Raw genomic sequence first — 12850 nt, forward strand, 5'->3', positions numbered from 1 at the left:
GCCGACACCGATACGACGCTGCCCGCCGCTCGCTCGTGCCGGATCCGGAACCGAACATTCCCGCAGCGGCCTATCACTGCCAGCAGGCGGTTGAGAAGCTGATCAAGACGCTGCTCGTCCATCTTGGGCTTCCCTACCTCAGGGGATCGGGCGGCCACGATCTCCGCAGGCTCGTCGGCGCGTTGCCCAACACGCACCCGCTGCTTGGCGATGCCGTTGTGCTGGTGCCGATATCGCCTTGGGCGACCGCCTTTCGTTACCCTGTCGACGATCCATATACGGCGGAACCTCTCCCGGATGCTTCAGAGGTCCAGCGCATCCTCGACAAGATCGGCGAGCTTCGCGACAAAGTGGCCCTGGAACTGGGGCCTCGACCTTCTTCTGGTCCTTGAGTTCCGTTCGGCGAGGTAGGCAGGGCGCTGGCGATCGCCGCCGAATGATCTGACGCCGTCGCGGAGCGGCGCCGTGACTGCCCATCCCGAATCGTGACACCATCAGCTGAACGATGCTGCTGTGAATGGCACCGCGCCCCTCCTTGGCATCGCCAAGGCGCCGCGCGGCAGTTTTGGGGTGCTTTCCCTCAATTCTGCTACGTCAAGATGTTGTGGTCCCCTGAGCGAACGGGATAAGCGGTTTGTCAAATATGTCTTACTGATAGTTTTGACCAGCGTCAGCCGGGTCAACATAACCCGCGCCACTGGACTTCTTCGGGTACGGCACAAACTTCGGATTCGGAGTGTATCGCCTCACCGCATTAAATCCACTCATGCCGTTCAAGGAGCTGGTGACTTTACCCGATCTCTTATTCACTCCGGGGGGCGGCCCATATTTCTTGCTATGGTTGAAGGTCGCCTGGAACTGAGGATAGCTCGACTGCTCGTCGGCCAACCCGGAAAGAGCGCGGTCATCGATATATGCGTCGCTCCCTAGTCCACCAAGCAGCCCGTCCTTCAGGCCGCCGTTCATCGCAAACTGGCTTGTGCCAGTTTGCCCCGACCAACCTGCAACCCCTTGGGGAAGTTTCTGCATGTTCGTGGGCGGTTGGGCGCAGACGATCTGAGGTGCAGGCAACTGCTGCTGGCTGCCCGAGTAGGGATGGATAAAGTAAGTGCCACCAAGGGCGAATATCGCCCCCGATGCTGGACCGACGATAGCTGCGATGTAGTGCGTACGAAACCAAGTTGCGATGTTGCCTGACATAGTGATCCAACCTCCTTCAGGTTGATGCGATCAGTCTCAGTTGGTCCCCTCTCAACGCCAAACTTGGCTGCGGCTAACATTATGAGTCAATTGTTACCCTGTAAGCAGGGAGAAGTATCGTTAGGCCAGCCGATGCATAACCGACAAAAAATCCCGCTATTTCATGACATTGGAGCCCGCAATAACTCGGCCGTCGGCGGATGCGGTGAACGGCACTAGTACCTCTGCACAGAGGATTTGACGGATTGGATGGGTTGTAGCCTGGGAAGGCTATCGGGTTCGACAAGCAGTTCAATACTGCGCGCGAGGCCCGGTTGCCTGCGGATCAATCCAGTGCGCTCAAGGGTGAGCACCATCTGATGGACGGAAGGTGCGGTGACGCCGAAGAAGCGCTGCATATCGCGTTCGGCCGGCGAGCGAGCGTTGAGCAAGCCGTAGGTCCAGATGAAGGCGAGATACTGGCCCTGCTTTTCGGTAAAGCTGGGACCCGCTGGCGACCGCCCGTCAACTAATTGATTCATTTGTCGATTCTTCCGGAATCTCCGCAAACCGAAGGAGGCCTTCCGGATGAATGTACGCTATCGCGTCGATCTCGACCAACCCGAACGCGACGCACTCACAACGATGCTGCGAAGCGGCAAGCATCCGGCGCGCAAGCTCAAGCGGGCCCAGATTCTGCTCGCTGCCGATGTCGGCCTGGGCGACGAAACCATTGCGACGACGGTGGTGGTCGGCGGCTCCACGGTCTACCGCACCAAGCGCCGCTTCGTGGAGATAGGTCTGGAGGCGGCGCTCAGCGAAGAGCCGCGCCCCGGGGCGGAGCGCAAGCTGAGCGGCAAGGAGGAGCCTTGCTGGTGGCCACCGCCTGTTCCAGCCCGCCGCCGGGTCGCGCCCGTTGGACACTGGAGTTGTTGGCCGACGAGTTCGTCAAGCTGACCGAGCACGAACAGCTGTCGCGCGAGACGGTGCGTCGGTGCCTGGCCGAGAACGATCTCAAGCCTTGGCGCAAGGAAATGTGGTGCATTCCAAAGGTTGACGCGGAGTATGTCGCGCGCATGGAGGATGTGCTCGACCTCTATGCCGAAGCACCCGATCCGAAGCGGCCCGTGGTGTGCTTTGACGAAAGCCCGACCCAACTCATCAGCGAGGTGCGTCAGCCAATCCCGGTCGCGCCGGGAAGGCTGGAGCGCTACGACTTCGAGTGCAAACGCAACGGCACCGCAAACCTGTTCGTCTTCCTCGATGCGCATCGTTCCTGGCGCAAGGTCAAGGTCACCGAGCGGCGCGCAGCACAAGACTTTGCCCACTGCATGCGCGACCTCGTCGATATCCATTACCCCCAAGCCGAACGCGTCAGGGTGGTGCTCGACAATCTGTCAACCCACACGCCCGCCGCGCTGTATCAGGCCCTGCCGCCATCAGAGGCGCGACGCATCCTGCGACGGCTGGAGTTCCACTACACGCCCAAGCACGCCAGCTGGCTCAACATGGTCGAGATCGAAATCGGCGTTCTGCGCGGCCAGTGCCTCGATCGTCGTATCGACAGCTACGATCGCCTCGTCGCAGAGACCGCTGCCTGGGAGCACCTGCGAAACACCAGTGGCGCCCGCATCAACTGGATGTTCTCAACCGAAAACGCGCGCCTCAAATTGCCAAGGCCTATCCAAAGCCAACGGCCAAAGAGTCATAATCCCTGTGCAGAGGTACTAGCCCCTGTTCGGGCGTAATGTCGAACTGGATTGGCGGAGACTCTACGATAATGGGGAAACCAAGCCTGTGGACCCCATGCAGGCGTAGGTGAGCGTCACCTGATATTGCGCCGGCCCGGTAGCGGCCGCGGTCGGGATTGTGATCGACCGGCGATAGGTTTCCCTGCCTGCCAGATACTCCAGCCCGACGGTGTAGGATGACCGAACAAATCCTGGAGTATGTGAAGCGGCTGCCGGGAGGCACGCCCGTCGCAGCGAAGAGCTTGCTTCACCTAGCCAACCGCGCCGCGTTAGACCAAGCCTTTGTCGCGTTTGGCCGAGCGGGGCCTCCTGCTCCGAGCCGGGCGCGGCGTCTACCTGCTGCCGGTCACGGGCCGGTTCGGTTTCCGAGCGCCCTCAGTGGAACAGGCGGTCGAGGCGCTCGCCGCTCAGCGCGGCGAGGTCATCGTCTCAAGCGGTGCGGCTGCTGCCAACAGTCTCGGGCTTACGACGCAGGTGCCGGTCCCGTCGGTCTATCTGACATCGCGGCGCACTAGAATGATGAGCCTTGGCAAGCAGGTCGTCGAGCTTCGCCACGCGCCGCGCTGGCAGCTCGCCATGCTACATCGGCCAGCGGGTCAGGCCGTGCGAGCGCTTGCCTGGCTCGGACCGGAGGGAGCAGAGACTGCCCTACACACCCTGAAACGGAAACTGCCGCCCGCTGCGTTCAGCGAGCTGGTTGCGGCAGCGCCTCAGCTTCCCACCTGGCTCGCGCGCAGCGTAGGGAGGGTTGCGCATGGCTGATGCCTTCCTCCTCCTTCCGGCCGAGGATCGGCGGGAAGCGCTGAACAAGCGCACGTCTCACTTCTGCCACAGGTTCGCAGCTTGACGCCCCCAAGGCCATCCGGCCTACGAGTGCCGGCGGGAATCCCAGGTACGCGTTGGGCGGGAGCCGCGCGCCGCATGAGGAGGCGATCGCTTCGCTTTCATTCTACGGCATCTTTTGAACGGGTTGCGCCGACAGCGAATTCGAGCGCCGGCACGACGTCGTTCACTAGCCATGCTCCCAGTTCGCTGGCGTCGGGCCAATCCTCGCGACCGCCGAGTTTGTAAAGAACCTGGGAAACCTTCCACCACTGGCTTCCATGCGGTAAGCGCGCCGGATGTACGATCCAATCGCTGCTGCTTTGGGCGTTCGGTTCGACGAAGACCGCCAGGCTCTGCAGCTCGGCTCCGGCTCGGCGTGCTGGATGCTCCACTTTCCCAACGAGGGCTCCCTTGGCGACCTTCTTGCCTTCGAAATGCGGCTCGAGCGCCTCCTGGATATCCTTCAGGATACCCCAAAGCCGCTCGACGAGGATCGGAACCGCGTTCTGGATCTTCTGCCGCGACAGCGCCCTCAGGCCCTCGGATCCGGCGGTGTCGGCAGGCTCTCGTTTCAGGCTTTGGGTTTCACCGGAAACGAGCGTCTTGATTTCGCGAACGGTTGGCCGCTTGCCTGCCTTGAGGTCTGCGACTACGGAAGCGAGGAGTTCCTGTTCGGCGGTCGCCAGAGTGTACATCGCCGCTGCCGGCATGCTGCAGTCGACGAGGACGTTCCGATGCTCCCGTAGATTGTTGTGAACCGCGATGTAGTTGCCCGCCCCTCGCCTCGTCAGGCTGCACGCACGTTTCGACCATCGCTCGAACGCTTCCTGGCTGGGGGCGCTTTCGCGCACCCTCGAGAGCGCCTCCCCGCAGGTGAAGACCTCGTCCGTTCTCTTTCGGCCGATCGAAGAAAACATCTCCCGCGCCTCTTCGAACAACGGCACCGCGGCGCTGGGAATGCCGAGGCTCTCGTAGTCGATCGTCTGCTCATTCCTCTTCTTCAAGCCTGACTGACCGCGACGTCCCTGCCGAGACGGGACGGCGTCCCGTGGCGGCATGGTCTGGTCCAGCTCGTGCGAGGTTCCGTCCGGGCCTTTCGAACCTTCCATTAATATAACCTCCTCAACGATGTTATCGAAACAACGGTCGATCCGACCAGAGCTATCGTCAGAGCTCGCCCCGCCGACTGTCGCGACTTATGGCATATTCGTTTAAGGACGCGGACGAATCCCGGGAAATGTTTTCCCAACTTCGCAACCCTTGGTAAAGTAATCGAGGACGATCCGATCCCGGTGTCCTGCGAAGGCGACGAACGTCTCGATGACCGCAGCGTCCCCTGCTTGTAAACGGCGAACCTTGTGCCGCATTTCCTCGCGGACGGAACCCGGTACAGGCAGCTCAGCCGAAAGGTCGTCGAGCGCAATGCTTCGACGCGTCCGCCTTGCCTGTCGGCCGGTCTCGCGGATTGGAAGGCCGGAAGATCGGCTGGTCGGATGTTGACCAAGGCGTCATGCATCCCCCGCCTAGCACGGGAAAGACAATTTTTGCGCGCGTCCCATAGGTGTGGTCATCATGAGGTCGCACTCCAGTTCGGCAATGCGCGCACGCACCTGTCGGGCCTCTTCATGTAGTCTGCGCTAGCGGGACTAGCGCTTCTTTCCCCGCAATTGCTGACAGCGCTGCACGCACGCAGCTTCCTTTCGGCCTTTTCATTTAGCCTGTGCAGTTTCCTGGGGACAAATGACAGGAATTGGCATCCGCTGCCGCTATGGCGTGCAACGTACGGTTCCTTGGGAATCAGCGGCAGCTGATTGGGTGCGGGAGGCAGCGTAAGTGGCGTATCGGTTTGTTCACGCGGCGGATATCCATTTGGATTCACCACTCAAGTCTTTGGCTATGCGAAGCCCGGAGCTCGCCGACCTGATCGGGAATGCGACCCGGCAGGCATTTGTCCGTGTCATTGATCTCTGCCTTCGAGAGCAGGTCGACGCGCTGCTGCTGGCTGGCGATCTCTACGACGGCGAGCAGACATCGATGAAGACCGCGCGGTTTCTCGCGGAACAGGTGCGTCGGCTGCACGAAGCGGGCATTCGTGTTTTCATTATCCGGGGCAATCACGACGCCGTCTCGCAGATCACGAAGGAATTGGTCTTTCCGGAAACGGTGAAGGTGTTCAGCGGGCGGGCCGACGCCATCGCGGTCGACCGGGCGCGAGGCGACTTCCCCGTCGTCGTTCATGGCCTGAGCTTTGCCGATCCGCAGGCCCCTGAAAGTCTCGTCGGCAAGTACAAGCCCGCGATCGACGGAGCCTTCAACGTCGGCATCCTTCACACCAGCCTCTCGGGATCGAGCGGCCACAATCCCTATGCCCCATGCAGCCTCGCCGACCTTCAGGCGGCGGGCTTCCAATACTGGGCGCTCGGCCACATCCACAAACGATCGGTGTTCGAAGGAAAATGTACCGTGGTCATGCCCGGCATGCCCCAAGGACGCGACATCAACGAATCCGGCGTCAAGTCGGTATCGCTCGTAACCGTTGCCGACGACCTGTCAGTCCGGATCGAAGAGCGCTTCACCAGCGTCGCACAATTCGAACGCGTCGAAGTCGATACGAGCCAGATTCAAGACTGGGCCGGCCTGGCTCGGGAAATCGGAAAGGCGCTGGAACGAACCCGGACGGATGCCGCTTCCGATCACCTGGTTGCGCGCGTCCGCCTGACGGGCATCACTCCCCTCGCCTGGCGCATCCGATGCGACATCGACCTCCTCAAGGCCGAAGCCGATGACCGGGCATCCACGGTGGGTCGCTGTTGGGTCGAGAAACTGGAGGTCCAGTGCCAGCCACCGTCGGCTGCGCAAGCCGATTCCGGAGATCCGCTGAGCGAGCTGCGGCGTCTGATCTCGGACGAGATTGCAGGTTCGGATGCGTTCAAGGCGGCGGCATTCGAGGTCGCGGAGGAACTGAGAGGACAGCTGCCTCCGGAATGCCGTCATATACTCGGAGAGGACGAGGCCGCATTCGACCTCGTCGTTGCCGACCTGCTGAATGACGGCGCGGACAACGTAGTCGCACGCCTGCATGCCGACTCGGACGTGGAGGCTGCCTGATGCGTATTCGTCGTCTCGATCTCGCCCGTTACGGAAAGTTCACCGACCACACGATCGACTTCGGCCAGCGCACCAAGGGCAGCTCGGACCTGCATATCGTCTATGGCCCGAACGAGGCCGGGAAATCGACCGCGCTCGCGGCCGTCCTGGACCTCCTGTTCGGGATCGAGACGCGCAGCCCCTATGACTTCCTGCATCCCTATGCCTCGATGCGGCTCGGCGCGGCTTTGGAACTAGCGGCGGGTGAGCGAGAGGTTTTTCGCATCAAGCGCCCGCAGAACAGCCTTCTTGACGCGGATGACCAGCCTATCTCCGAAGCCGTGCTGCGCGTAGATCTCGGAGGCATCGATCGGGGGTCTTACCGGACGATGTTCTCGCTCGACGACGACACGCTCGAGGCAGGCGGTGAAAGCATCCTGGCGAGCAAGGGCGACCTCGGAGAACTCCTGTTTTCGGCCAGCGCTGGCCTGGCCGACCTGAGCCACCGGCTTGGCGACCTGAGAACGGAAGCGGACGCCTTCTACAAGAAGCGAGCGCGGAGCGGAGAATTGGGCGAGCTAAAGAGCCAGCTTGACGCGCTCAAAGAGGAGCGGGCGAAGATCGACACACTGGCCAGCCGATATGCCCAGTTGGTCGGCACGCGAGAAAGCGCCGCCTCACGGTATGAAGAGACGATTGCCGCTCGCGGCCGCATACAGTCGCGGATCGACCAGATCCAACGCCTGCTCATCGCGCTTCCTCGTCTGACAACGTTGCGAGCCGCCCGCGAGAAGCTCGCTCCCCTTGAATCCCTTCCGGAGCCCCCGATCGGGGTGGCCGAGGAACTTGCGACGCTCCAGAAAGACGAGATCGAACTGGCGACGCGCTCAAGAAGCGCCATCGAGAACATCGATGAACTTGTGTCGGAGTTGGAAAAGGAGACTGTCGACGATGCTGCACTGAGGCTTGCCGATCGCGCGTCGCGGCTCCCGGATCTGCGGGCGCGCTATCTCACGGCGGCGAAGGACATTCCCGAACGTCGATTGCAGATGCGCGAGGCCGACGCTGCGATCGCAGGGATTCTGCGTCGGATTGGCCAGGAGGACGAGGCCGATCCGGCGCGTCTGGTTCTTGGGACGTCCGTCGTCGGCGCCCTCAGCGACCTTATCGAGAGCCGATCCGGCGTGACGTCGTCGCTCAGGTCGGCAGAGAACGAGGTTTCAGGTGCGCGGCGACGCATGGCCGAAGCGCGCGAAAAATTCGAGGCCGCGGGACAAGGCACCGGAGCCGCATCCTATGCCTCTGCCGACGCCGGCATGGCAGGCATGACGGCCACACTGGCTGTGCTGCGAGCCGACGACCATGGCGTTCGTCTGCGACTGGCCGACCGGACCCTTGCTTCACACCAGGAGACGCTCTCGTCCAAGCTGCGCGAACTGAGGCCGTGGGCCGGGAACCCGCAGCAGCTTCTCGACATGGCCGTACCGGACAAGTTCAGCATCGAGCGGTGGAAGGCCGACCTCGCAACGGCTCGAAAGAAGGTCGAACGCCACCAGCAGGAGGTGGAGCGTCTGGCATCGGATCGCAAGCACCTGACCGCCGAACTCGAAGCATTGGAAGCCGTCGCAGGCATCGTCACCGAACAGGAGGCTGGCACCGTCCGAGCGGCCCGCGAGGAGGCATGGGCAGACCATCGCCGGAAATTGGACGAGAGCACGGCCGACCTCTTCGAAGAGACCCTCCGGCGCGACGACCTCGCAACCAACGCCCGCTTCGTGCATGTCCATGAACTGGCGAGACTTCAGCAGAGCCTTCAAGCCGCTGTTGTCATGGATGCGGACATTGCCCGCGCCCAAGAGCTCCTCCAAGCCGCGAGAACGGACTTTCAACGCATCAACGACGAAATTGCCGAGGCCTTCTTGCGCATCGCGCCCGGCTTTCAGGCAGACAGTTCCTCCGAACGGCTTGAGGCTTGGTTGGGTTCGCGCGATCTGGCTCTCGAGGCATTGTCCACGCTTCGGGCAGCTGAGCGGGATCGGCAAGCGGCGAAAGCCGATGGTGTGGCCGCTGGCGACCGGCTGAAAGCCGCCTTCGCCGCTGTTGGCGCGTCATATGATTCGAACGCGAGCTTCGAGACACTGGTGGCATTTGCCCAAGCCCTCGTCGACCGGGCGTCCGAAATCAAGCAGTTCCGGCGAGACTTGGAGGACCGTCAGCGGGAACTGGCAGACCGCGAGCGTATCCTTGAAGAAGCCACCGCGGACGATCAGCGTTGGACATCCGAATGGACGGCGGCGTGCTCTGCGTCGTGGCTGGGCGATCAAGGCCCGCGGCCGGTCGCGGACGTTCGAGAGATCCTGTCAGCCGTCGGCGATCTCGGATCCTTCATCGAGAAGAAGAGCGGACTGGCAGATCGTGTCACGAAGATGGAGAGGGACCAGGCAGATTTTGCTGCCGAAGTGGGCCGCCTCGCTGATGAACTGAGCATATCCGTACAACAGTCCGCTGCGCTGGATCTCGCCGCGGCGACAGAAAATCGCGTTCGCGAGGCCGCGTCCGCTTGGGCCCGTCGCGTTGAGAAAGAGCAGGCTATCCAGGTCGCTAAGGAAAAGCAGCGTGAGTTGTCTGACGCCATTGCGATCCATGAACGGCGAAAAGGCGAACTCCTCCAGTTCTTCGGCGTGACCTCGCTTACGGATATCGGAGTCGTGCTGCAGCAGCTCGAGCGACGAGCCACGCTCAGAGGTGAAGCTGATTCCGCCGCGACAGACATCATGAACGCTGTTGGATCACCCACCCTGGACGAAGCTGAACGGTCCCTCGAGAACACTGATCGGGCGGCCCTTGAAACGGAGGCGGCAGAACTCAAAGGCCGTTTCGAGGATCAGGATCAACGGAACCGGGAACTGTTCACCGAACACAGCAAGGCGGCTGACGCGGTCAATGCAATAGGAGATGACGATGCCGTCGCCCGGGTCGAAGAGCGTCGCCGGACTGTGTCGCTCGAAATCGAAGAAAAGGCTGTCCGCTATCTCAATCTACGCATTGGAGTCGCGGCAGCCGAACAGGCGCTTCGAATTTACCGGGACCGCCATCGGAGTTCCATGATGGCTCAAGCGTCTGAGGCGTTCCATACTATCAGCAGGGGCAACTACCGGGGTCTCGCTACCCAGCCTGACAGGGACACGGAGATGCTGGTCGCGGTGAGCGCGGACGGCGGATCGAAGATTGCGGCCGCGCTGTCGAAGGGAACGCGGTTCCAGCTCTATCTTGCGCTTCGCGTTGCCGGATATCACGAGTTCTCCTCTTCGCATCGGTCGGTGCCTTTCCTTGCCGATGACATCATGGAGACCTTTGACGATTTCCGTGCAGAGGAAGCCTTCCGACTCTTCGCGGAAATGGCAAAGGTGGGCCAGGTGGTCTATTTCACCCACCATCAGCACCTGTGCGACCTTGCGCGGAAGGTATGCCCGAGCATGACGATCCACGAACTGCCGCATGTTGCCCCGGCCCTTCATCTCGTGGCGAGTACCCAGCAGGTAGCGTAGTCCGGCGGCCGCGACATCGCCGTCGCGGTTCGACGATGAGCCGAGAAGCCAGGGGTTTGCGGCGATCACCGGAAGAGCTTCGGGCTGTGCTACGGGGCGCGCTACGAGACGAACTCGCGCTTGAAGCGGGCGAGCTCATTTGGACGCACGAGGCAATTGCCGCAGCTGCCCATAGGCTAAGTGCGGGTGCCAGTGCCGATATCGCTTTCTTCATGCTTTTCCCAATCGAGCGACTGTCACGCCTGGCTGAGGCTGATTTTTCGAGGTGCGGCTGATGTCGTCGCTGGGCCCTCGCCCGAACTCGGGGGCCTGCACAACAGTTGGGACAAGAACTATTCTGGCAGCATTCAAGTGTTCAACTACCGAAAACCTCAGTCAAGTAGTCAATGAACACTCGTATCTTCTGCGGTGTATGGCGCCGTTGCGCATAAAAGGCGTAGATTGGTTGCTCCACGGGTCCGTAGTTTGGCAGCAGCTGCACCAGACGGTTTTCTGCAATGTCGTCTGTAATCAAAAAATCCGGTAGCAATGAATAGCCGTATCCGGTCAGGCACGCATTTTTCACTGCCTGTGCGGAGTTCATTGCAAAGTGTTGCAAAACTTCGAAATCGATGATTTCACCCAAATGTCTAAACTGGTGTGTTCGCCCCCATTCTCCGCTGACTTGCGAGACCGATGGATAGCTTCTGATTTCGTCGAGCGATTTGGGCATCCCAAACCTTCGACAGAATTCGGGAGAGGCGACAAATATTATTCTTTGCGTAGATATCTTCTGCGCAATCATAGATGAATCGCTTAATGGACCAACTCGAATTGCAACATCGTAATGCTCTTCGATAAGATCAACCAAGCGGTTGCCGACATCCAGTGAGATGCCTAGCTGGGGAAACCTTTGCAAAAACTCAGGCAAGGCTGGCGCTAGGCATTCGTTGCCGAACGCCGTAACGCACGACACGCGCAATTGCCCGCGCGGGGTGTCGTGGCGCTCGCGAACCACGCTCCGCATGTTATCGAGCTGCTCAAGTATGCCGGAACTTTTTTCCACAAAGTCCAGGCCGGCATCGGTTAGATTGAGTTGACGGGTGGTACGGTTGAAAAGACGCACCCCTAAATCGGCCTCCAGCTCAGCCATAATTCGACTCACTGACGGCGCGGAAAGCCTTAACTCCCGGCTTCCTGCGGTGAAACTTCCAAGGCGCGCAACTTCGACAGCGATGCGCATTGCCGCCACCATATCCATCAGCCACTCTTTCATAATGTAAAACAATGTTTCTCCAAGTTGCCCATTATCACGGGATGCAATCTATTGCATCAAGAAGAAAGGCGGTTCGGCCATCAGGGTTTGAGTGGCGGAACCGGCCGAGACGTCGGGGCACCTGTACTCGTAAGGAGGACCGCCATGGCCAAAAATCCTAGCTGGGTACTACGGAGTTATCCGTCGGGAATGCCGACGGTCGGCAATTGGACGCTGGAAGATCGCCCGATTCTGGAACCCGCAAACGGAGAACTGCTACTCAAAACCCTGTGGCTTTCGGTGGATCCGTACATGCGCGGTAGGATCAGTCGGGCAAAAAATTACGCCGCTGGCTTCGGATTGGGAGAGCTGATGTCGGGAGGTGGAATCGGGGAAGTGATCTCATCGGAATCTCCCGATTTCAAACCCGGTGATATCGTCATGAGTGACTATTTTGGATGGCAGCCTCTTACTACCGTTCCTGCCTCGTCAGCCAAGCTTGTGACCGTTACCGACGCCCCAATGCAAGCCTCGCTCAGCTACCTAGGGATGCCAGGTCTGACCGCGTATTTCTCGCTACTCAAGACCGGCAATCCGAAAAAAGGCGAAACAGTTTTGATATCGGCGGCCTCTGGTGGCGTGGGGCAGATTGCGGGCCAAATCGCGCGGATCAAGGGGCTTGATCCGGTTGCTGTTGCAGGCACGGACGCAAAACTCGAGTGGTGCAAAAAACTTGGGTATCGCGAAGGCGTCAACCACCGAACGTCCACTGACTTGGTGGCCGATGTCGCCGCTGCATGCCCGAACGGAGTGGACGTTTTTATCGATAATACCGCGGGACCGATACATGATGCGGCAATGTTAAATCTAAATACGTTCGGTCGAGTTATCGTGGTCGGAACGGTTGCTTTGGCTGATCGTTTCGATCAACAGGATATCGGTTTGCGGCATCTCCGGAAAACCCTGATCACCCGCGCTCGGATCGAGGGTTTTTTGCTTGATGACCATGAAAACGAATTTGAGACAGCAAAGGCCGACCTTTTATCCTGGTATAAACAGGGGCTTCTTGAGACAAGAGAAGACATCGCTGAAGGGATCGAATCGGTGCCGTATGCCTTTGTCCGCTTGTTGAATGGCGAGAACTTCGGCAAGCAGCTAGTAAAACTATGAACCTAAATGATGTTTTGTCATTAATTGCCGCGGGAAGCCGTGAGTTCTTTATCCGA

The 12850-nt window shown here is 60.3% G+C and carries 8 protein-coding genes and 2 pseudogenes; 6 read left to right on the forward strand and 4 right to left on the reverse strand.

The genetic code is table 11. The features are described 5' to 3' along the window. Positions 1-35: 35 nt before the first annotated feature. A complete protein-coding gene (locus NKK51_RS10055) occupies positions 36-392 on the forward strand; it encodes a HEPN domain-containing protein (RefSeq protein ID WP_352552584.1) in 357 nt (118 codons plus the stop codon). A 256-nt stretch (positions 393-648) separates the two neighbouring features. Here NKK51_RS10055 and NKK51_RS10060 read toward each other — a convergent pair whose 3' ends face one another. Then, positions 649-1200 (reverse strand): hypothetical protein, encoded by a 552-nt coding sequence (locus NKK51_RS10060; RefSeq protein WP_352511144.1) that lies wholly within the window; start codon positions 1198-1200, stop codon positions 649-651. 215 nt (positions 1201-1415) lie between these two features. Next, a complete protein-coding gene (locus NKK51_RS10065; protein WP_352511145.1) occupies positions 1416-1721 on the reverse strand; it encodes a LexA family protein in 306 nt (101 codons plus the stop codon). A 46-nt stretch (positions 1722-1767) separates the two neighbouring features. Here NKK51_RS10065 and NKK51_RS10070 point away from each other — a divergent pair. After that, positions 1768-2890 (forward strand): annotated as a pseudogene (locus NKK51_RS10070) (IS630 family transposase). Positions 2891-3106: 216 nt separating this feature from the next. Beyond that, positions 3107-3692, forward strand: a pseudogene (locus NKK51_RS10075) (DUF6088 family protein). A gap of 182 nt (positions 3693-3874) precedes the next feature. Here the strand turns inward: NKK51_RS10075 and NKK51_RS10080 are convergent. After that, a complete protein-coding gene (locus NKK51_RS10080) occupies positions 3875-4864 on the reverse strand; it encodes a hypothetical protein (protein ID WP_352511147.1) in 990 nt (329 codons plus the stop codon). Between the two features lie 724 nt (positions 4865-5588). On the opposite strand from NKK51_RS10080, the gene NKK51_RS10085 reads away from it, so the two are divergent. Together NKK51_RS10085 and NKK51_RS10090 are read left to right on the forward strand one after the other, a co-directional pair. Then, a complete protein-coding gene (locus tag NKK51_RS10085) occupies positions 5589-6863 on the forward strand; it encodes a metallophosphoesterase family protein (protein ID WP_352552585.1) in 1275 nt (424 codons plus the stop codon). Further along, a complete protein-coding gene (locus NKK51_RS10090) occupies positions 6863-10390 on the forward strand; it encodes an AAA family ATPase (protein ID WP_352552587.1) in 3528 nt (1175 codons plus the stop codon). The genes NKK51_RS10085 and NKK51_RS10090 overlap by 1 nt, the downstream gene beginning before the upstream one ends. 355 nt (positions 10391-10745) lie before the next feature. On the opposite strand, the gene NKK51_RS10095 is transcribed toward NKK51_RS10090, so the two are convergent. Continuing rightward, positions 10746-11657 carry a LysR family transcriptional regulator gene (locus NKK51_RS10095; protein ID WP_352552589.1) on the reverse strand — a complete coding sequence of 304 codons (912 nt, stop codon included), beginning with the start codon at positions 11655-11657 and terminating at the stop codon, positions 10746-10748. 132 nt (positions 11658-11789) lie between these two features. Here NKK51_RS10095 and NKK51_RS10100 point away from each other — a divergent pair, with 132 nt between their 5' ends. Further along, the gene (locus tag NKK51_RS10100; protein WP_352552590.1) at positions 11790-12794 is read left to right on the forward strand and encodes an NADP-dependent oxidoreductase; all 1005 of its coding nucleotides are present in this window, start codon (positions 11790-11792) and stop codon (positions 12792-12794) included. Positions 12795-12850: the final 56 nt, after the last annotated feature.

It is taken from the genome of Mesorhizobium sp. M0011, assembly GCF_040324155.1.
In the GTDB taxonomy this organism is placed as follows: Bacteria; Pseudomonadota; Alphaproteobacteria; order Rhizobiales; family Rhizobiaceae; genus Mesorhizobium.

Bases quoted from the DNA above. Each gene is read 5' to 3' on its own strand.
- NKK51_RS10060 (WP_352511144.1), bottom strand. From the start codon at position 1,200: ATGTCAGGCAACATCGCAACTTGGTTTCGTACGCACTACATCGCAGCT.
- NKK51_RS10065 (WP_352511145.1), bottom strand. From the start codon at position 1,721: ATGAATCAATTAGTTGACGGGCGGTCGCCAGCGGGTCCCAGCTTTACC.
- NKK51_RS10080 (WP_352511147.1), bottom strand. From the start codon at position 4,864: ATGGAAGGTTCGAAAGGCCCGGACGGAACCTCGCACGAGCTGGACCAG.
- NKK51_RS10090 (WP_352552587.1), top strand. From the start codon at position 6,863: ATGCGTATTCGTCGTCTCGATCTCGCCCGTTACGGAAAGTTCACCGAC.
- NKK51_RS10100 (WP_352552590.1), top strand. From the start codon at position 11,790: ATGGCCAAAAATCCTAGCTGGGTACTACGGAGTTATCCGTCGGGAATG.